This window comes from Gordonia zhenghanii, from assembly GCF_021738965.1.
Classification (GTDB): domain Bacteria; phylum Actinomycetota; class Actinomycetes; order Mycobacteriales; family Mycobacteriaceae; genus Gordonia; species Gordonia zhenghanii.
The window spans coordinates 81,680-101,012 of sequence record NZ_JAKKOQ010000005.1; the positions used below are offsets into that span (position 1 = coordinate 81,680).

Genomic DNA, 19,333 nt, shown 5'->3' on the forward strand with positions numbered 1-19,333 from the left:
TTTAGAAACTGCGGTCGCTTTAGAAGCTCTCTATCGCTTTACGGATCCGCTTCTCCGACACCGTTCCTGCCGTGCCGAGCTGTTGAGCGAACAGACTGACCCGAAGCTCTTCGAGCTGCCATTGCACCATGTCGTTGAGCGCATCGTGCCGGGCTTGGGGTATCTGCGCCAGACGCTGATTCCAGACCGCGACGAGCCGGTCGATCACCGCTGTGCCGTCGTTGTCCCGGGTCGCTGACCCAGGCAGTGCCTCCAGTCGTGCACGCGCGGCCGCCAGATATCGCGGCAGAGCCCGCAAGTGCGGACCCGAGGTGACGCCGACGAAACCGTCGAAGACCAGATCCGCGATCTGATCGGCGACGTCGTCGGCGGCCAACGTTCCCGTCTGATCGTCGATGGCCCGCCGCACCTGCGAGTACTCGGCGAGAGAGTCGACTGCGGCGTCGAAGTAGGCGGGGGCGGTCTGTCGCACCGCCGGAGACACTCGCGCCGAGAGTGCGTCGAAGTCTGCGGCCGATCGCACGGCTGCGACATCGGACTGGGCGGCGAGGACGTCGACGATCGCGCGTCGCGTGCAGTCGGCGAGCAGGGCGTCGACGTCACGGTACGGACTCTGGCTCAATGCGAGCTTTCGGCCGGGCGGCAGCGAGGAGGCGAGGCGTCGGGCGGGCGGAGCGATGGCGCGAGTCAGAAGCTCACGGACGCCGACGACGATTCCCGCGTCGCGGGCTGCGGGAGTCGGAACGTCGACGAGTTTCACGCCCGATCCCGGCACGGCAGACAGGGTCGGGTATCGGGTGACCTGTTGGCCCGCGAGTGTCTGGGTGCGCTCGTCGGCGAGCGTTCCGAGACCGTCGGCGGTCCAGGAGGTGAAGGTCTGTGCGGTCGTCGCCGCGGCACCGGGCGCCGCGAACTGCGACCGCAGGTCGGCGAGCCGGTCACCGCGGGCCACGACCGCGCCTGTGGCGTCAGTGACGGCGTAATGCATCCGGAGGTGCGGGGGAAGGCTCTCCAGGCGGAAGTCGCGGGGCGCCAGCGATGTTCGCGTCATCGTCGAGAGTTCGCGGGCCAAGGCCGGGACCAGCGGCTCAGACCTCGCGGACAACTGGTCTAGTGCGAGGTCGGCGTATCGGTGTGCCGGGGACATCGACTTGCGGAGGCCTTTGGGCAGGGACTTGATGAGTGCCGTCGCCAACTCCGACCGCATGCCGGGGACGATCCAGTCGAACCCACCGTCGTGGACGTGGTCGAGCAGTTCGCGAGGGACGACGACGGTCACCCCGTCGTCGGGTGCGCCGGGGGAGAAGTGGTAGCGCAATTCCAGCCGTGTCTCGCCCTGCAGCCAGGCCGACGGGTACTCGGCGGCCTGCGGAACGTCGTCGGCCGCGAACATCTCGGGGGTCAGATCGAGCAGAGTCGGATCGGACCGTCCCGCCTTCTTCCACCACGAGTCGAAGTGGCGCGCGGAGACGACGTTCGCCGGCACGCGGGCGTCGTAGAAGTCGAACAGTTCGGTGTCGCTCATTCCGACGTCTCGGCGGCGGGACCGGTGCTCGAGGTCTTCGACGTCCTTGAGCATCTGCGCGTTGTGTTTGACGAACGCGTGCCTGCTGCGCCATCGGCCGCCGACGAGGGCCTCGGTGATGAAGATCTCGCGGGCGGTCTTCGGATCGAGAGGGCCGTAATGGACGCGGCGTTGGGCGACGAGCGGAACGCCGTAGAGGGTGACACGCTCGTACGCCATGACGGCCCCGCGTCGCGTCGACCAGTGCGGTTCGCTGCACGTACGTGTGACCAGGTCGCCTGCGGCCTGTTCGACCCACTCCGGATCGACTGACGCCACGGTGTGGGCGAACAGGCGTGAGGTCTCCATGAGTTCGGCGGCCATCACGAACGCAGGCGGCTTGGCGGCGAGGGTCGATCCGGGGAAGATCGCGAAACGGGTTCCCCGGGTACCGAGGAAGTCGCGGGTGTCGCCTTGTCGGGCACCGACATTGGTGAGCAGGCCGGTCAGGATCGACTTGTGCACCGTGGTGGCGTCGGCTTCCGTCTCGGGGGTCTGCCATTTGAGGTCGCGGACGGTCCGTTTGAGCTGGCGGTGCAGGTCCCACCATTCCCGCACGCGGAGATAATGGATGAACTCGCGCTCGCACTGACGGCGGAACTGGTTGCCCGAGAGTTCGTCCCGTTGTTCTTGCAAGTACGCCCACAGCTTGAGGTAGCCCATGAACTCCGAGCCGGGGACGGCGTGGCGACGGTGCGCAGTCTGCGCAGCTTCGCGTCGGTCCGACGGGAACTCGCGGACGTCGGGGAGCGCGAGTGCCGCGGCGATCACCAGGATGTGGTCCAGGCAGCCGTTCTCGTGGCCCGCGACGAGCATCCGCCCGAGTCGCGGATCGACGGGCAAGCGCGACAGTGTCTTTCCGACGGAGGTCAGACGGGCGACCGCCGAGTCGGTGTCGGTCACGGCTCCGAGTTCGGAGAGCAGCGCCATGCCGTCGCGGACCGCGCGCGACTCCGGTGACTGCACGAAGGGGAAGTCGGTGATGTCGCCGAGCTTCAGGGACAGCATCGACAGGATGACCGCGGCGAGGTTGCTGCGGAGGATCTCCGGATCGGTGTACTCGGGCCGTGCGTCGAAGTCGTCCTCCGAGTAGAGCCGGATGCAGATGCCGGGGGCGACGCGGCCACAGCGGCCCGCGCGCTGGCGAGCACTCGCCTGCGACACCTTCTCCACCGGGAGGCGGGTGATCTTGGTGCGCGTCGAGTACCGCGAGATGCGTGCGGTGCCCGCGTCGATGACGTAGCGGATGCCGGGGACGGTCAGCGAGGTCTCCGCGACGTTCGTGGCCAGGACGATCCGTCGTCCATCGGACGGGCTGAACACCCGATGCTGCTCGGCGACGGACAGTCGGGCGAACAGCGGGACGATATCGGCGTTGCGGCGGGATTTGCCGAGAGCGTCAGCGGTCTCTCGGATATCGCGTTCGGTCGGCAGAAACACCAGGATGTCACCCGATCCGCGCGCCCACAGTTCGCCGACGGCGGCGTCGATCGCAGCAAGCTGGTCGAGGTCGACGTTGTCTTCGTCGTCGGAGGCCAGCGGTCGGTATCTGATCTCGACCGGGTACGTACGACCGGACACCTCGATGATGGGGACGGCATCGTCGGGGCCGGCGAAGTGGCGGGCGAAACGATCGGGTTCGATCGTCGCGGAGGTGATGATCAGTTTGAGGTCGCGCCGCTTGGGCAGCAGTTGCTTGAGGTAGCCGAGCAGGAAGTCGATGTTGAGGCTGCGTTCGTGTGCCTCGTCGATGATGATCGTGTCGTAACCGCGCAGGAGCGGGTCGGTGGTGATCTCGCGCAGCAGGATGCCGTCGGTCATCACTTTGACGCGGGTGTCCGTGGAACTCTTGTCGGAGAACCGGACCTGGTAGCCGACGGTGGCGCCGATCTCGGTGCCGAGTTCGTCGGCGATGCGACCGGCGACGGACGTAGCGGCGATGCGACGCGGCTGCGTGTGGCCGATGGCGGTCCGGCCCATCTCGAGGCAGATCTTCGGAAGCTGGGTTGTCTTGCCCGATCCGGTCTCGCCTGCGATGACGACGACCTGGTGGTCGGCGATCGCTTCGGCGATCTCCGCACGGCAGGCGCTGACGGGAAGTTCCGGCGGATACGTGATGGTCAGAGGCGACGACATGATGTCGTCGATTCTACGGCTGCGGCATAATCGGGTCGCATGAGCGATGCGAATCGAGGCGGCCGTGTGCTCGTCGTGCGCACTCGGCTCGCACCGGTGGGACCGGCGACGGCGATCGAGTTGTCCGACCGACAGGTCGCCGAGCTCGGTGGCGGGAAACGGGCGGCGGTCGTCGTGACGGTCGGTGAGCACAGCGCGCGGCTGCGTGTGGCCCGGATGGGCGGTGCGAATCTCATCGGGCTGTCGAAGGCCGCGCGTGTCGAGCTGCGCGTCGACATCGGTGACGAGATCGAGGCGACGATCGTGCTCGACCACGGTGAGCGGGAAGTCGTCGTGCCGGACACGCTCGCGTCGGCGCTCGACGGCGCGGCCGTGCGCGAGGCATTCGACGCCTGGTCCTACACGCGGCGGAAGGAGGCGGCTCGCTCGGTCGCCGACGCCAAGCGGCCGGAGACAGTGGCTCGTCGCATCGACGTTGTCGTTGCCGCACTGCGCCGGACGTGATTCGCTTACCGGCATGAGCACAGAGCAGCGCGTGGTGTCGGCACGTCGAACTGTCCGGGCTGCACCCGAGACGGTGTTCGAACTGATCGCGGACCCGTCGCGCCAGCCTGAATGGGACGGTAACGACAATCTCGCCGAGTCGGCTCCCCGACAACGTGTTCGGGCAGTCGGCGACACGTTCGACACGGTCCTCACGAACGGCGGCGTGCGCCGCAACCACATCGTCGAGTTCACCGAAGGTCGGCTGATCGCGTGGCGGCCGTCCGAGGTGGACGCTCCGTCCCCTGGGCATCTGTGGCGTTGGGAGATCGAACCCGCCGACGGCGGCGTCACCGTCGTCCACACCTACGACTGGTCGGACCTGAACGACGAGAAGCGACAGGTCCGGGCGCGAGCGACGACTGCGGACAAGCTGCTGGCGTCCGTCGATCGACTCGCGGCGCTCGCCGAACGCGAGAGGTGATCGAACGCCTCACATTTCGGTGAGACTTCGCGGGTCCGCCCGGCGGGCGACTGATCGTTCGTGCGATATTTGGACTATGGGTTCTCTTTGGCACGGATTTGCAGACATGGGTGCGGTGACGACGAGCGGGCCGTTCGTCGTGACTCGCGGTGAAGGCACTCGAATCTTCGACGACAAGGGCGGCGAGTATATCGACGCCACCGCCGGACTGTGGTTCACGAACATCGGGCACGGCCGCAGGGAGATGGCGGAAGCCATCGCCAAGCAGGCGTCCACGATCGCCCACTACTCGAACTTCGGCGACTTCGCGTCCGACGTGACGATCGAACTCGCCGAGCGAGTGGCTGCGATGGCTCCGGTCGCGGGCTCGAAGGTCATGTTCACCCTCGGTGGCAGCGACTCGGTCGACAGTGCGTTCAAGCTGGCCCGCCGCTACTGGGTGGAGCAGGGCAAGCCGAACAAGAAGATCGTCGTCGGTCGCACCAAGGCCTACCACGGCATGCACGCCGCCGGTACGTCGCTCGCAGGCATCCCGGCCAACGCGGAGGGGTACGGGCAGATCCTGCCCGACACCGAGACCGTCGACTGGGACGATGCGAAGAGCCTCCTCGGGCTCATCGAGCGGGTGGGCGCCGACAACATCGCAGCATTCTTCATCGAGCCGATCATCGGCGCGGGCGGCGTCTACCTCCCGCCCGAGGGCTACCTGCGCGAGGTCCGCGAGATCTGCCGCGACCACGACGTGCTGTTCGTCGCCGACGAGGTCGTCACCGGTTTCGGCCGGATCGGCGCAGGCGAGTGGTTCGCCTCGTCGCGCTTCGATCTGCAGCCGGACATGATGACCACCGCGAAGGGGCTGACCAGCGGATACGTGCCGATGGGTGCGTTGATCGTCGCTCCGCGCGTGGCTGAGCCGTTCTTCGCAGGCGGAACCTGGTTCCGGCACGGCTACACGTACGGCGGCCACAACGTGTCGGCCGCGGCGGCGTTGGCGAACCTCGACATCATCGAGCGAGAGAACCTGCTCGCCGAAGCGAACCGCCTCGAATCAGATCTGGCGCAGGCGTTCTCGCCGCTGGCCGATCTGGACTCGGTCGCCGAGGTGCGCACCGGTCTCGGTGCGGTGTCCGCAGTCCAGCTCGCCGACCCGAGCAAGGCGATGGCCGCCATCGCCAAGCTGCGAGAGCACGGGGTCAGCGGGCGAGCCGCCGGGCAGGGTGCGCTGCAGATCTCGCCTGCGTTCGTCATGACCACCGATGAGGTCGGCGAGATGGCCGATCGCTTCACCAAGGCTCTGAACGAGTTGTAGAGACCCGCTGCAGGAAAATGCATTGCGGGCCGTCTCAGCCCCGGCGTAGCGTCGACCACGTCAAGGGAAAGGAGGTGGTCCGACAGATGATTTCTTTCAGGACCGAGGAGGTGGCCGCCGCCTGAGGCGGCTGCCCACCTGAAGAAGACGAGCCCCGTACCGCGTGAACGCCGCGCCGTACGGGGCTCGTTCGGTGTCGCTACCGTTGCGCGGTCGGGAAGGTCACGGCTCGTCCGACCTGGCCCGGATGAAGAGCGTTCTGCAGTCCCGTGACTGTCGCCGCATGGACAGGCATGCCAGCGCCGACAGCCCAATCATGTAAGTCCGTCGACCAGAACCGTGCATGGCGTGTTCCGCCCGGATGGACCCAGGCGGAACTCGAGCGAGGCCGTCGAGCGACGACTAGGACTATCCCTGCGGCGCCGCCGCCTGAGTCCGAAGACGATCGCGTCACCGTCGAGGTGCCGCACGTGTTCAGGTGCGAGTGTGACCGGCACGGAGATGGTGATCGGGTCGGGTGTCACGTTGTCGGCGAACCACTGCGCTTCTCGCTCTTGCCGACGCGCATCCTCGCGACGCAACTCGGCACGGAACTCCTCCTCGGGCGGGTGAAGTCGTCGTCGCTCCACTCTGTGGGGCCGCGCACGGTCAAAATCTGTCGCCCGGGTCCGTGATAGCCGTGCGGCGACGCCGGACTGACGAGCCAGCCCCGATCAGATCTCGGCGTCCAGCTGTGGACGCCGTCGCAGAAGTACAGCGGCTCGCCGTCGTTCGATTCGATGCGAGCCTGGCACCGTCGCGCCACACGTGCACGGTGTGCTCGGGTGCAGTAGCGGCGGACCTCGTGGTCGACCGTTGCGCCGGCGAAATGCTTGGACTCGGGCTCTCGAGAGACGATCGAGCCGCGGATCGGGGTCGGTGGCGGCGACATCAGCGCGAGTTGAATGCGGTTCCAGGGGACCATGTGGACCGACGTTAGCCGGAATCGGCTGCGGTAGAAAGCACTCGTGCCCCGCCGGATCACCGGCGGGGCACGAGTGTGTTCCTGTCTACTGCGGGGCTGCAGAGAGTCAGATGTCAGAACGTGTCAGCCGAGGGCCTCCGCGGCGGCGACGGCCTGGCCGACGCCCGCGACGATCGACGCGACCTTGAGCGCCTCGAAGACGGCCTCACGGTCGAGTCCGGCCTCGCGCACGACGTTCTCGTGCGCGCCGACGCAGTGATGGCAGCCGTTGATGGCCGAGACGGCCAACGACCACAGTTCGAAGTCGGCCTTCTCGACGCCCGGGTTGCCGATGATGTTCATCCGGAGACCCGGACGCAGATCGTCGTACTTGCCGTCGAGGAAGCCTCGACCGCGGTAGAAGACGTTGTTCATGCCCATGATCGATGCGGCGCCGAGGGCGGCGTTGTACGCCTCGGCCGACAGGTTGTCGGCGGCCTCGTCCGCGATCTCCTTGAGGACCGTCGCGTTGCGAGTCGCCGCGGCGGTGGCCAGCAGCGAACCCCACAGCTGCTGCTCGTTCAGCACGGTGGTGCGGCTGATCGAACCGAGGTTCAGCTTGAGATCCTTGGCGTACTCGGGAAGAGCGGCCTTCAGATTGTCGATGCTCACGTGAATGTTCCTTCTACGGTCGAATGGTCGAAGACGACGCCTGAGATCAGGCCGACATCAGCTCTGCGGCGTTGATGGTCGGGTCGCCCTTGCGCCAGTTGCATGCGCACAGCTCGTCGGACTGCAGTGCGTCGAGGACTCGCAGGACCTCGTCGACGTTGCGGCCGACCGAGCCCGCGGTCACCGAGACGAACTGGACCTCGTTGTTGGGGTCGACGATGAAGGTCGCACGATCGGCGACACCGTCGGCGTTGAGCACGCCTGCGGCCTCGACCAGCTCACGCTTGAGGTCCGACATCATCGGGAAGGGGAGGGTCTTGAGCTCCTCGTGCTGTGCGCGCCACTGGAAGTGGACGAACTCGTTGTCGACGGATGCGCCGAGGACCTGAGCGTCACGGTCGGCGAACTCGTCGTTCAGCTTGCCGAACGCAGCGATCTCGGTCGGGCACACGAACGTGAAGTCCTTGGGCCAGAAGAACACCACGCGCCACTTGCCCGCGTAGTCGTCGGAGGTGACGGTCGTGAAGTAGTCCTCAGGCTGCTGGGCGTCCACCTTCGAGAGATCGCCGCCGATGACAGAGGTCAGGTTGTAGGCCGGGAACTGGTCGCCGATGGTCAGCAGTGCCATGAACGTACTCCTTGTTTGTTGAGTGGAATCCGATGAATGCTCGGTGAGAACGGTCCGGCGCGAGCAGTCGGGGACGACAGATCTGGGCGGAACTCGTTCTCCGCGGAGTCGGCGGTGGCCGCTCTCCGTCTGACATCCATTCTGCCCATCACCCCTTAAAAAGTAAACGTGATTACAGGCACTATATTGATAGGTATGAGCAATCAAAGCTATCAGCCGTCGATCGGTGGACTACGGGCCTTCGTCGCGGTCGCGAGGACGCTGCACTTCGGTTCGGCGGCAACCGAACTCGGCGTCAGTCAGCCGTCGCTGTCACAGGCCCTCGCCGGGCTGGAGACCGGCCTCGGGCTCCAACTCGTCGAACGCACTACACGGCGTGTCATGTTGACTCCCGAGGGGACGCGACTGCTGCCGGCAGCGATCGCCGCGTGTGACGCCGTGGACGACTTCCGCCTCGACGCGGCTGGCGATCTCGACCCGTTGTCAGGGCGACTGCGGCTCGGGATCATCCCGACCATCGCGCCGTACGTCCTGCCTCGCATGCTTCGCGGATTGTCGTTGCGCAGGCCGGAACTGGATCTGCTCGTCATCGAGGATCAGACCGATCGCCTGCTCCGGCAACTGCGGGACGGTTCGCTCGACGCAGCTGTCATGGCATTGCCCGCTGGCATGCCGGGGATTGGCGAGATCACTTTGTACGACGAAGACTTCGTCCTCGCTCTGCCCAAGGGGCACCCGCTGGCGGGGCGTAAGCGGCTGTCTCCCGCTCTGCTGGCCGACCTGCCGCTGTTGCTGCTCGACGAAGGTCACTGCATGCGCGATCAGGCGCTCGACGTGTGCCAGCGCGCAGGTGTGGACCCGGATCTGCAGCAGACTCGGGCGGCGTCGCTGACGACAGCCGTTCAATGCGTCGAGGGAGGCCTAGGCGTGACACTGATCCCGGCGACCTCGGTAGGGGTGGAGACAGCTGCGGGCGGACTCGCCGTCGCCGAGTTCGCCCGACCGCGACCCGGGCGCCGGATCGGTCTGGTCTACCGCGAGTCGTCCGGCCGTGCGGACGCGTATCGCACACTGGCGCAGGATATCACGTCGGTCGTCGCGCAGAGCGGGGACGTGACGGTGCCGATCGCGGCGGGCTGAACCGCGGTCACGGCGTTCCGTCTCACGACTGAGCGCCGGTGAGCTCCGCCCATTCGTCGAGCAGACTCGAGTCGACGCCGCGGATCAGGTCACCGAGTTCGTCGGTGAGGTCCTCGATCTCGTCGGTCACCGCGGTCATCGGCAGCCCGTTCGACAACGCGCGATAGCAGTCCGTGAGATATCGCAGCACCACGCCTTCACTGCGTGCGAGACCGAACTGTGAGATCAACTCGGCGAATGTCATCGATCGCTCGCGCATATGGCGGAGAACAGATTTCGGCGACGGCGTCGAGCCGGCCAGCCACGGGTGCCCGCGCCGATAGGTCTCGTAGGCGAAGCCGATCTCTTCGGCGAGCGGCTGGGGCCAGGAGATCTCTTCGAGCCGCTCCATGCGCTCCTCGTACTCGATCCCGTCGGCCTTCATCTCGGCGACGGCCTCGTCGCGTGCCGCCCGACGCTGCGCGAACAGAACCTGCCGCGGATCCTCGAGGATCGATTCGACGATCGAGACGACGTCGAGCACGTATGTCTCCGACTCCTTGTCGAGGAGTTCGAACGCGGCGACGGCGAACGCCGACAACGGATTGGTGAGTGCGAAATTCTCCGGCAGGTCCACGGACAGCTCGACATGCTTGCCGTCCGGAGCGGGGGAGTCGAGCCTGGTGACGATCCCCGTCTCGCACAGGTCTCGGTAGAGGGCGATCGTGTGCTTGATGTGCCGGAGCTGCCGCGTCCGCGGCTCGTGGTTCTCTTCGAGCAGGTGCCGCAACGCGGCGAAGCAGTCACCGGGGCGTTCGAGCACTTCCATGAGCATCGCGGTGGTCATCCGGAAATGCGATCGCATCTCCTCGTCGGGCGCGTCGATCAGCGTCGTGAACGTCTGCTCGCCCCAGCTGACGAAGCCCTCGGGTGGTTTGCGGCGCACGAGCTTCTTCAGCTTCTTCGGATCGTCGCCGGCCTTGGTGAGCAGCCGAGCGTTCTCGACGTCGTGGTCGGGAGCCTGAGCGACGACGTAGCCGACGGTGTCGTATCCGGCGCGACCCGCCCGACCGGCGATCTGGTGGAACTCGCGAGCGCGGAGCCGACGAGTGCGTTGCCCGTCGTACTTGGTGAGGCCGGCGAACAGGACGGTGCGGATCGGCACGTTGATGCCGACGCCGAGGGTGTCGGTTCCGGCGACGACCTTGAGCAACCCCGCTTGGGCGAGCCGTTCGACGAGGCGACGGTAGCGGGGGAGCATGCCTGCGTGGTGGACGCCGATCCCGGACCGCAGCAGCTTGCTCAGGGTGCCGCCGAATCCGGTGCTGAACGAGAAGTCGCCGATCGCGTCGGCGATCGCCGCCTTCTCCTCCTTGCTGCAGAGCTTCGCGGACAGCAGCGCCTGGCCGCGCTCGACAGCCTGCTGCTGCGTGAAGTGGACGACGTACACCGGAGACTTGCCACGCTCGACCAGGTCTTCGATGGTCTCGTGGATCGGGGTCATCGCGTACCGGTGCTCGAGAGGGACGGGACGCTCGACTCCAGTCACGGGGACCGTGTCACGACCGGTCCGTTTCGTGAGGTCGTCGACGAAGAACGACGTGTCGCCGAGCGTCGCCGACATCAGCAGGAACTGGGTTCCGTCACCGGATGCCGAGGCGGGCGGCAGTTCGACCAACGGGACCTGCCACGCCCAGCCACGGTCGGATTCGCCGTAGTAGTGGAACTCGTCGGACACGAGGACGCCGATGTCGTTGTCGGAGCCTTCGCGCAGTGCGATGTTCGCGACGATCTCGGCGGTCGCGCAGACGATGGGTGCGCCGGCGTTGACCGATGCGTCGCCGGTCAGCAGGCCGACGTTGTCCGCGCCGAACTGGTTGCACAGATCGAAGAACTTCTCGCTGACCAGTGCTTTGATCGGCGCCGTGTAATACGAACGCCGCCCGCGACACCATGCGAAGTAGATCGCACCGGAGGCGACCAACGATTTGCCGGAGCCGGTTGGCGTCGCCAAGATGACGTTGCTCCCCGAGGCGAGCTCCAGGAGCGACTCCTCCTGGTGGGGATACATGTCGATCCCTCGTGCAGCCCACCAGTCGACGAATCGCTCGAAAGCGAGGTCTTCGTCGTCGGTCGGCTCGATGGGCGCGGGCGGTGCGTCCGTGTCGCTCAGGCCTGATCACGTCCTTCGTCGGTGTCGCCGAACTCGCCCGCGTGCTCGGCGAGGAACTTCTCGAACTCGGCGCCGATCTCGTCGCCGGTCGGCATCGACTCATCGGGCGCCAACAGGGACTTCTGCTCGTCCTTGGACCGCATGTACGCGTCGTACTGGTTCTCCAACGCAGTGACCACTGCCGCGACCTCGGCGTTCGACTCGACTTCGCCGTCGATCTGCTTGCGAACCTCGGACGCGGCATTCTCGAGCGCGGCAACCGGAAGATCGAGTCCGGTCACCTTGACGAGGCCTTCGACGAGCGCCGCGGCCGCAGACGGATAGTTGGTCTGCGACAGGTAGTGCGGCACGTGTGCCGACAGCCCGGCCGTGCGGTAGCCGGCCTGTCCGAGACGCAACTCGAGGAGCATCGACGCGCTGCCCGGGAGCTTGAGTGCATTGCCCCAGCTGTGCATGTCGGCGATCGCGTCCTCGTCGTTGCCGTGCGCGGTGACCGAGGCCGGTCGGGTGTGCGGCACAGCCATCGGGATCGAGTTGAGACCCACGATCTGCGAGACGCCGAAGCGTTGCGCGAGTCCGCGGACCGCAGTCACGAACTGCTCCCACCGCATGTCGGGCTCGAGGCCCTCCAGGAGGAGGAACGGCGCGCCGTCGTTGTCGCGGATCGCGTGCATGGCGAGCCGCGGCATGTCGATGCCGTCGAACTCGGTTCCGGTGAACGACATCACCGGCCGCCGGGAGCGGTAGTCGATCAACTCGTCGGTGTCGAACGTGGCCACCAGTTCGGAGTCGAGCGCTTCACGCAGGTGGGCGGCTGCGAGCGCGACAGCGTGGCCGGCGTCTGCATACCCTTCGAGTGCGTGGATCAACACGGGACCGTCGCCTTCGGCGCCGGTGACAGCGGGAGCGGGGAACTCGAGGTCGTACAGGGAACTCGGCTCCATCGACGACTCGTCCATCGGTGCCCCCTTTCTATGAGGGTCGGTCTGGCTGTATGCGAACAGTGGGGACAGAACTCCATCGGAATAGGAGTCCATTGTCCCGCACTGGCGTCTTCGGCTACAACACGACACCCGCATCGGACATTCCCGCAGCCGCGATTCGCGACGTGGCACAGTGGACCTGTGCGTGTTGTGACAGGAGTGAAAGGTGCGATCGCGGTAACCGCGGTCGCACTGTCAGTGGCGGCGTGTTCGGTCGACGGCGCCCCGGCCCGGGTCCCCGATCTCGCACCGCGGACGGTCGGCGCGACCGCGTTTCCCTACGGTCCGGGTGTCGCGGTGCCAGCGGCCCAGGTTCCCAACGCCGTCGCCGACATCACGTTCACGCCGCTGCGGTCGCAGAACCGGCCTGCCGAATGCACGCCGTCGCAGGTGGACGTGTCCGGCGCCCAGATCCGGGTAGGCCCCGGTGGACAGGCGGGCGGCACGGTCACGGTGATGTTGGCCCAGGTGCCGGACACCTTCGACGACTACGTGGCGGGGCTGCGTGAATGCTCGGACTTCGCGCTCGGCGGCACCGTGGGCACACGAGTCGTGACCGACGTCGGCACCGTGGCCGACGACACCGTCGAGAGCGGACGGACACTCAGCGCAGACGGCGTCCCGTACGCCCGCGTATACGAGATCGTCGGCCAGCACGGTGACCTCCGGGTGTACGTGCAGAACCGTTTCTCGGGCAACGACCTGGGCCCCGATGAGCGCGCCGCGACGCGGAACCTGTTCGACTCGGCGTACACCACAGCGTTCGGCGACTGACTGACAGGTCGACCGGTGCGAACCGCCAGGTGAATCTGTGGACAACGACCTGTCGCCTCCACAACCGGCGAGTAGGGGTGTCGACGCGGCGCTGGACTGGGGATCGTCGGTCCATGAAGATCACACTCACCGCCCGCCTTGAAGGATCCGAGCCAGTCGCCGATCCCGACCCGTTGATCGCCGCCGTCCCCGCGTTGTTGGGGTTCGTTCCGGAACAGTCGATCGTCCTCATGTGTTTCGACGATCGCAGACAGGTGATCGCCACGATGCGGCACGATCTGCAGTTCACCCGCGGCGGACGCACGTCGGCGTCGATGCGGTCCCTGTTCGAGCATCTCGGCGGCCTGGCCGGGTCGTACGGGGCGTGCGGCATCATCGCCGTCATGATCGACGACCGCGATGAACCGACTGACGAACGCTACGTCCGGATCTCGCGGGACATGGCGCGCGAGTTCGCAGGCACCGGCGGACTGGCGGCGGCGTTCGCTGTAGGGGAGTTGCGCGCGGGCGCGTACTGGCGAACGGTGTGGCAGGCGCGGGGAGCGGCGACGGTGTTCGGACACGAGTTCGCGTCGGACGGCACGCTCAGCGATCCGCAGGCGTCGCCTGCCGCGCTGCACCGGGCGTTCGAGACCGGCCGCGTGGTCCTGCACTCACGATCGGAGATCGCCGCGATGATGACACCGGTCGAGCACTGCGCCGACGCGGTGTGCTCGGCGACGACTCCTGCCGCGTTGCGGGGGCCGATGAGTGATGCCGACGCTCCGCGTCTCGCGCGAGTGTATGAAGCAGTCCTCGAACGGGCTTGCGGCAGTACGTCGTTCACGTGCGCGCAGCTCAACGGATTGGCCGAAGCCCTCGTCTCGGTCCATGTCCGCGACGCCGCCATCGGGCTCAGCATGACGGTCCACCGGGATGCGGCGCAGAGTCTGTGGCTCGATCTGACGCGTCGGCTGTCGGGGACGCCGCGAGCCGCGGCCGCGACACTGCTCGGTCACCTGCACTACATGGAGGGGTCGGGGGCCTTCGCGGCCACGGCCTTCGACGTCGCGCATGAGGCAGACCCGTCGTACGGGCTGGCGAACCTCCTCGACACCGCGCTCATGAACGGCATGCGTCCACAGGAGTTGGCCGGACTCGCAGAGTTGGCGTTCGATCTCGCGCACCGGCTCGGCGTGAGCTTCCCGCCCGCAACGCATCGTGCGGCGGGCTGACGGATCAGCCTGGGTTAATAGCTCAGGCGGGAACGACGAAGATCGCGTGCGCCATCTCCGACGACAAGGTCAGTCCTTGATGTCCCGGTGTGCTGATGATGACCGCGCGCGGCCCGACGGTCGCCGTGACGCGAGCGTTCGGAACCACGCCTGCCTCCCGGAGGTCGGCGATCAGGTCCCCGTCGGCCTGCGCATGCTCGGACATCCGACGCACGATCACCGCCGTCTCTCCTTCGGGAAGGTCCACCAGACGCACCAGTGCGGAGTCGTCATCCGACCACGAGGTGACGCCGAGCTCGGCGAGACCCGGGATCGGGTTGCCGTACGGCGACGTCGTCGGGTTGTCGAGGACGGCGAGCAGCCGACGCTCGACGTTCTCGCTCATCACGTGCTCCCAGCGGCAGGCCTCGTCGTGGACGTCCTCCCACGGCATCCCGATGACGTCCACCAGGAGACGCTCGGCGAGGCGGTGCTTGCGCATCACCGACACCGCGAGGCTCCTGCCAGTGGCGGTCAGTTCCAGATGACGGTCGCCCGCGACGCGCACCAGTCCGTCGCGTTCCATGCGTGCGACGGTCTGCGACACAGTCGGTCCGCTCTGCTCCAATCGCTCGGCGATTCGTGCGCGCAGCGGCACGATGCCCTCTTCTTCGAGATCGTAGATCGTGCGTAGATACATCTCGGTGGTGTCGACCAGATCATTCACGGCAGCCATCGTCCTTTCGCTGCCTCACAGGCTACCCAAAGTCCCTGTCGCATGGCGATTCCTGCCTCACCGGGCGTTGCGTCCACGGCCGTCGCCGTCACCGGCTAGCGTTGCGGGGGTGAGCGCGGCGATCATCTGGAGTGACCATTTCCTCGACTACAAGTGGGCGTACACCCATCCGATGAGTCCGATTCGGTTGGCGCTCACCATGTCCCTGGCCCGAAGCCTCGGTGTGCTCGACGGGGTCGAGACGATCGGGCCGCTGCCGGTCGACGACGCAGTCCTGACGACGGTGCATACCCAGGCGTACGTCGACGCGGTCCGGGCAGTCGGCTCCGGCTCAGTCGCGTCCAACAACGCGCTGTTCGAGAGAGTGTTCGGCCTCGGCAGCGACGACAACCCGGTCTTCGCCTCCATGCATGAAGCCGGTTCGATGCTCGTCGGCGGCACCCTGGCGGCCGCGCAGGCCATCACGTCCGGAGCCGTGCGCCGAGCCGTGAACATCGGCGGCGGCATGCACCATGCGATGCCCGGTCACGCAGCCGGGTTCTGCATCTACAACGACTGCTCGATCGCCATCGAATGGCTGTTGGAGCAGGGGTACGACCGGATCGCGTACGTCGACGTCGACGCGCATCACGGGGACGGGGTCCAGAACCAGTTCTACAGCGATCCCCGGGTGATGACGGTGTCGCTCCACCAGCACCCGGCGACGCTGTGGCCGGGCACGGGGTGGTCGACGGAGGTGGGGGCATCGGGCGCCGAGGGGTCGTCGGTCAACCTGGGGCTGTTGCCGGGGATCACCGACCGGATGTGGCTGCGTGGCTTCCACGCCGTCGTCCCATCGATGATCGACGCGTTCAAACCACAGATCCTCGTCACCCAGATCGGGGTCGACTCGCACGCCGCGGACCCGCTCACCGACCTCGCCTTGACCGTGGACGGTCAGGCCGCCGCGGTCCGCACCCTGCGAGACCTCGCCGATAAGTACTGCGACGGTCGTTGGCTCGCGGTCGGCGGCGGCGGATACGGCATCGTCGACGTCGTGCCGCGCGCGTGGACGCACCTGATCGCGTCGGCCCTCGACCGCGACGTCGACCCGGCGACGACAATCGGTGAGGAGTGGATGACGGCGGCGACCGCCGCCCAGGTCGATCTGCATCCCGATTACTCGCGGCCGCCGGAGACGACGATGGGCGACGCGGGCGACGTCGACTACGTTCCGTGGGACGGCGACACCGGAGCCCCGCCACCCGAGGGGGTGAGTGAGGTCGCTCAACGCCAGACCGACAAAGCGATCCTCGCCACCCGACGCGCTGTGTTCCCCCTACACGGACTCGACCCGGAGGACCCCCGTGACTGACACCGACTATCCGCGCGACTGGGTCGCCGACGTCCTGGCCTCCGACGGAGGCGTCGTCCACCTGCGGCCGATCATGCCGTCCGACGCCGACGCCCTCGTCGAGTTCCACAACGGACTCAGTGAACGGACCAGGTACCTGCGCTACTTCGGTCCGACGCCGACCCTGCCGCCCCGCGAAGTCGTGCGGATGACGACCGTCGACTATCGGAACCGGGTCGCGCTGTTGGCCATGCTCGGCGACGAGATCATCGCGATGGGCCTGTACGAGGGGCTCGCGGCCGACGACAAACCCGAGTCGGCCGAAGTCGCGTTCGTCGTCGCCGACCACCATCAGGGTCGCGGGCTCGGCCCGATCCTCCTCGAGCACCTGGCGGGCGTGGCCGCCGAGAACGGCTTCACCAGATTCGAGGCCGAAGTCCTCTCCGAGAACCCGAACATGGTCGCGGTGTTCCGCGACGCCGGTTACCAGGTGAGTCGCGCGTTCGACGGAAGCACCGTCCACGTCGAGTTCCTGATCGACCCGTCCGAGGCGTTGACGTCGGTCCGCAACGCGCGTGAACGCGCGTCGGAAGCACGCAGCATCGCCAACCTGCTGAGCCCTCAGTCAGTCGCGGTGATCGGTGCGTCGACCGACCCGAAGAAGGTCGGCAACGTGCTGCTCGCGAACATCATCGCGGCGGGGTTCACCGGGCCGGTGTTCCCGGTGAACGGTCCGGCGCCGGTGGGCGACGACACCACCGTCGTCGAGTCGCCGTCGGTGTCGCCGTTCGCGGCACCGGTGCGCAAGAGGGTCCGCGATCGGAGCCCGGCTCCGCCGTCGGTACGCGGCATCCGCGCCTATCCGACGGTGCGCGACATCCCCGATCCCGTCGACCTCGCCGTCGTGGCGGTCCCGGCAGCAGGCATGGACGACGTTCTCAGCGACTGTCTGGCCAAGGGCGTCCGCACTCTTGTCGTCGTCTCGGCCGGGTTCGGTGAGAGCGGCGAAGAGGGCTGGGAGAGCGAACGCCGCCTCGCCGAGCGAGTTCGAGCGCACGGCATGCGGCTGGTCGGACCGAACGCGCTCGGCGTCGCGAACAACAGCGCCGACATAGCCCTGAACGCGACGCTCGCCCCGCGCGTTCCGGGAGCCGGTCGGGTCGGCTTCTTCTGCCAGTCCGGAGCCTTGGGGATTGCGATCCTCGACACGGCGGCACACCGGCAGCTCGGCTTGTCGACATTCGTGTCGGCGGGCAACCGCGCCGATGTGTCCGGCAACGACGTGCTCCAGTACTGGGACACCGACGAGAGCACCGACGTCGTACTGCTGTATCTGGAGAGTTTCGGAAATCCACGCAAGTTCGGGCGGATCGCGCGCCGGGTGTCGTCGTCGAAACCGATCGTCGCCATCAAATCGGGACGTGGTGCGATGACACCGGTCCGAGCATCGCGGACCAGGGAGGCCGGCCGCGACGACGCGATCGCCCAGATGGTCCTCGGCCAAGCCGGCGTCATCCAGGTGGAGACGATCACCGAACTGTTCGACTGCGGAACCATCCTCGCCTATCAGCCGTTGCCCGCAGGCCCCCGGACCGCGATCATCGGAAACTCGTCAGTCATCGCCGCGCTCGCCGCAGCGACCGCGCGCTCATCGGGCCTCGACGTCGTCGCAACAGTAGACCTCGGCCCGGCCGTGTCGCAGCCCGACCTGTCCGAGGCCGTGGCTGTCGCGATGGCCGACGACGGCGTCGACGCGGTGATGGTCGTGTTCGTGCCGCCCGTGGCCGTGGACGCCGACGACTACGCGCACGGCCTGATGGAAGCGGTCCGGCCCGCAGACGGCGGGACGGTGCCGACCAAACCCGTCGTCACGACGTTCCTCGCGGTGGAGGGCGTGCCGGACGGACTGTCGCGGCCCGGGCCCGGCGGGATGCCGGTCCGCGGGTCCATCCCGTCGTACTCGACTCCCGAACGGGCGGCGAAGGCGCTCGCACACGCCTGGAAGTACGCGGCGTGGCGGGCGCGCCCGGTCGCCGAGATTCCGACGATCGAGGGAACGGTCGCCGAAGACGCCCGGTCGTTCGTCCGAGAGGCGATGGCCGACGGTGCGCGCGATCTGACTGCGGTCGAGTCGGCGCACCTGCTCAAGCATTACGGCATCGACGTCGTCGCGTTCCGCGAGGTCCGGACCATGCAGGAGGCGTCGGCGGCGGCCCGTGAACTCGGTTTCCCGGTCGCGGTCAAAGCCACGTCGTCGAGTTGGGTCGGCAGGCTCGACCGGGAGGGCGCTCGACTCGACCTCCCCGACGCGACGGCGGTGCTCACCGCGTTCACCGAACTGAAGTCACTGACCGGCGACGAGGTGTTGCACGTGCAGAAGATGGCGCCGAAGGGACTCGGTACCTCGATCGGAGTGAGCGACAACGAGTCGTTCGGGCCGCTGCTCAGCTTCGGGCTGTCGGGCAGGCTGTTCGACGCGCTCGGCGATCGCGGCTACCGGGCGATTCCGTTGACCGAGACAGACGCGCGCGAGCTCATCGCCGAACCACAGTCCGCGATGCTTCTGGCCGGCGGGCCGGTGGACGACCCGGTGGACACCGATCGGCTCGTCGACCTGATCCTGCGGATCTCTGCGCTGATCGACGAGGTGCCCGAGGTTCGTGAGGTCCGCTGCGATCCGGTGCTGGCGTCCGTGGACGGCGTCGCGCTCCTCGGCGCGCAGATACACGTCGGCCCGGTGCCCACTCTCGCGGACACCGGGCCCAGACGGTTGAGTTGACGAGTTCGAGTCGTCAGCAGGCAG

At 67.3% G+C, this 19,333-nt stretch carries 15 protein-coding genes; 8 read left to right on the forward strand and 7 right to left on the reverse strand.

Going from position 1 to position 19,333, the window contains the following annotated elements:
* Positions 1-19 precede the first annotated feature (19 nt).
* Positions 20-3,748, reverse strand: coding sequence for an ATP-dependent RNA helicase HrpA (gene hrpA, locus L5G32_RS05125; protein WP_237010236.1), 3,729 nt, complete (start codon positions 3,746-3,748; stop codon positions 20-22).
* Between hrpA and L5G32_RS05130 the strand changes: the two genes are divergently transcribed.
* The 3 genes from L5G32_RS05130 to L5G32_RS05140 all read left to right on the forward strand — a co-directional run bounded on the left by L5G32_RS05130 (position 3,740) and on the right by L5G32_RS05140 (position 5,976).
* The gene (locus tag L5G32_RS05130; protein WP_237009951.1) at positions 3,740-4,204 is read left to right on the forward strand and encodes a YdeI/OmpD-associated family protein; all 465 of its coding nucleotides are present in this window, start codon (positions 3,740-3,742) and stop codon (positions 4,202-4,204) included. The genes hrpA and L5G32_RS05130 overlap by 9 nt on opposite strands.
* A gap of 13 nt (positions 4,205-4,217) precedes the next feature.
* Positions 4,218-4,667 (forward strand): SRPBCC family protein, encoded by a 450-nt coding sequence (locus L5G32_RS05135; protein ID WP_237009952.1) that lies wholly within the window; start codon positions 4,218-4,220, stop codon positions 4,665-4,667.
* A 76-nt stretch (positions 4,668-4,743) separates the two neighbouring features.
* Positions 4,744-5,976, forward strand: coding sequence for an aminotransferase family protein (locus L5G32_RS05140; protein WP_237009953.1), 1,233 nt, complete (start codon positions 4,744-4,746; stop codon positions 5,974-5,976).
* Positions 5,977-6,496: 520 nt separating this feature from the next.
* On the opposite strand, the gene L5G32_RS05145 is transcribed toward L5G32_RS05140, so the two are convergent.
* The 3 genes from L5G32_RS05145 to L5G32_RS05155 form a co-directional block, all read right to left on the reverse strand.
* The gene (locus L5G32_RS05145; RefSeq protein WP_237009954.1) at positions 6,497-6,940 is read right to left on the reverse strand and encodes a hypothetical protein; all 444 of its coding nucleotides are present in this window, start codon (positions 6,938-6,940) and stop codon (positions 6,497-6,499) included.
* A 123-nt stretch (positions 6,941-7,063) separates the two neighbouring features.
* Positions 7,064-7,591 carry an alkylhydroperoxidase, AhpD family gene (gene ahpD, locus L5G32_RS05150; protein ID WP_237009955.1) on the reverse strand — a complete coding sequence of 176 codons (528 nt, stop codon included), beginning with the start codon at positions 7,589-7,591 and terminating at the stop codon, positions 7,064-7,066.
* Between the two features lie 46 nt (positions 7,592-7,637).
* Complete coding sequence (locus L5G32_RS05155) at positions 7,638-8,219, reverse strand: peroxiredoxin (protein WP_237009956.1); 582 nt, start codon at positions 8,217-8,219, stop codon at positions 7,638-7,640.
* Between the two features lie 195 nt (positions 8,220-8,414).
* On the opposite strand from L5G32_RS05155, the gene L5G32_RS05160 reads away from it, so the two are divergent.
* Positions 8,415-9,359, forward strand: a complete 945-nt coding sequence (locus L5G32_RS05160) for a hydrogen peroxide-inducible genes activator (protein WP_237009957.1) — start codon at positions 8,415-8,417, stop codon at positions 9,357-9,359.
* Positions 9,360-9,381: 22 nt separating this feature from the next.
* Here L5G32_RS05160 and L5G32_RS05165 read toward each other — a convergent pair whose 3' ends face one another.
* On the reverse strand, positions 9,382-11,409 hold the full coding sequence (locus tag L5G32_RS05165; protein ID WP_237009958.1) for a DEAD/DEAH box helicase: 2,028 nt from the start codon (positions 11,407-11,409) through the stop codon (positions 9,382-9,384).
* Between the two features lie 98 nt (positions 11,410-11,507).
* The gene (locus tag L5G32_RS05170; RefSeq protein ID WP_237009959.1) at positions 11,508-12,470 is read right to left on the reverse strand and encodes a proteasome assembly chaperone family protein; all 963 of its coding nucleotides are present in this window, start codon (positions 12,468-12,470) and stop codon (positions 11,508-11,510) included.
* Positions 12,471-12,635: 165 nt separating this feature from the next.
* On the opposite strand from L5G32_RS05170, the gene L5G32_RS05175 reads away from it, so the two are divergent.
* Positions 12,636-13,268, forward strand: coding sequence for a hypothetical protein (locus L5G32_RS05175; RefSeq protein ID WP_237009960.1), 633 nt, complete (start codon positions 12,636-12,638; stop codon positions 13,266-13,268).
* Positions 13,269-13,381: 113 nt separating this feature from the next.
* The gene (locus L5G32_RS05180) at positions 13,382-14,482 is read left to right on the forward strand and encodes a DUF4192 domain-containing protein (RefSeq protein WP_237009961.1); all 1,101 of its coding nucleotides are present in this window, start codon (positions 13,382-13,384) and stop codon (positions 14,480-14,482) included.
* 22 nt (positions 14,483-14,504) lie between these two features.
* Here the strand turns inward: L5G32_RS05180 and L5G32_RS05185 are convergent, their stop codons facing one another.
* On the reverse strand, positions 14,505-15,188 hold the full coding sequence (locus L5G32_RS05185; protein WP_237010237.1) for an iron-dependent transcriptional repressor DtxR: 684 nt from the start codon (positions 15,186-15,188) through the stop codon (positions 14,505-14,507).
* Between the two features lie 118 nt (positions 15,189-15,306).
* Between L5G32_RS05185 and L5G32_RS05190 the strand changes: the two genes are divergently transcribed.
* Both L5G32_RS05190 and L5G32_RS05195 read left to right on the forward strand, forming a co-directional pair.
* Complete coding sequence (locus L5G32_RS05190; RefSeq protein WP_237009962.1) at positions 15,307-16,551, forward strand: acetoin utilization protein AcuC; 1,245 nt, start codon at positions 15,307-15,309, stop codon at positions 16,549-16,551.
* The gene (locus L5G32_RS05195; protein WP_237009963.1) at positions 16,544-19,309 is read left to right on the forward strand and encodes a bifunctional acetate--CoA ligase family protein/GNAT family N-acetyltransferase; all 2,766 of its coding nucleotides are present in this window, start codon (positions 16,544-16,546) and stop codon (positions 19,307-19,309) included. Before L5G32_RS05190 ends, L5G32_RS05195 begins: the two co-directional genes overlap by 8 nt.
* Positions 19,310-19,333 lie beyond the last annotated feature (24 nt).

Coding starts and splice junctions, on each gene's coding strand:
- L5G32_RS05130 (WP_237009951.1), top strand. CDS start 3,740: ATGAGCGATGCGAATCGAGGCGGCCGTGTGCTCGTCGTGCGCACTCGG.
- L5G32_RS05135 (WP_237009952.1), top strand. CDS start 4,218: ATGAGCACAGAGCAGCGCGTGGTGTCGGCACGTCGAACTGTCCGGGCT.
- L5G32_RS05140 (WP_237009953.1), top strand. CDS start 4,744: ATGGGTTCTCTTTGGCACGGATTTGCAGACATGGGTGCGGTGACGACG.
- L5G32_RS05145 (WP_237009954.1), bottom strand. CDS start 6,940: ATGGTCCCCTGGAACCGCATTCAACTCGCGCTGATGTCGCCGCCACCG.
- L5G32_RS05155 (WP_237009956.1), bottom strand. CDS start 8,219: ATGGCACTGCTGACCATCGGCGACCAGTTCCCGGCCTACAACCTGACC.
- L5G32_RS05160 (WP_237009957.1), top strand. CDS start 8,415: ATGAGCAATCAAAGCTATCAGCCGTCGATCGGTGGACTACGGGCCTTC.
- L5G32_RS05165 (WP_237009958.1), bottom strand. CDS start 11,409: ATGTATCCCCACCAGGAGGAGTCGCTCCTGGAGCTCGCCTCGGGGAGC.
- L5G32_RS05170 (WP_237009959.1), bottom strand. CDS start 12,470: ATGGACGAGTCGTCGATGGAGCCGAGTTCCCTGTACGACCTCGAGTTC.
- L5G32_RS05180 (WP_237009961.1), top strand. CDS start 13,382: ATGAAGATCACACTCACCGCCCGCCTTGAAGGATCCGAGCCAGTCGCC.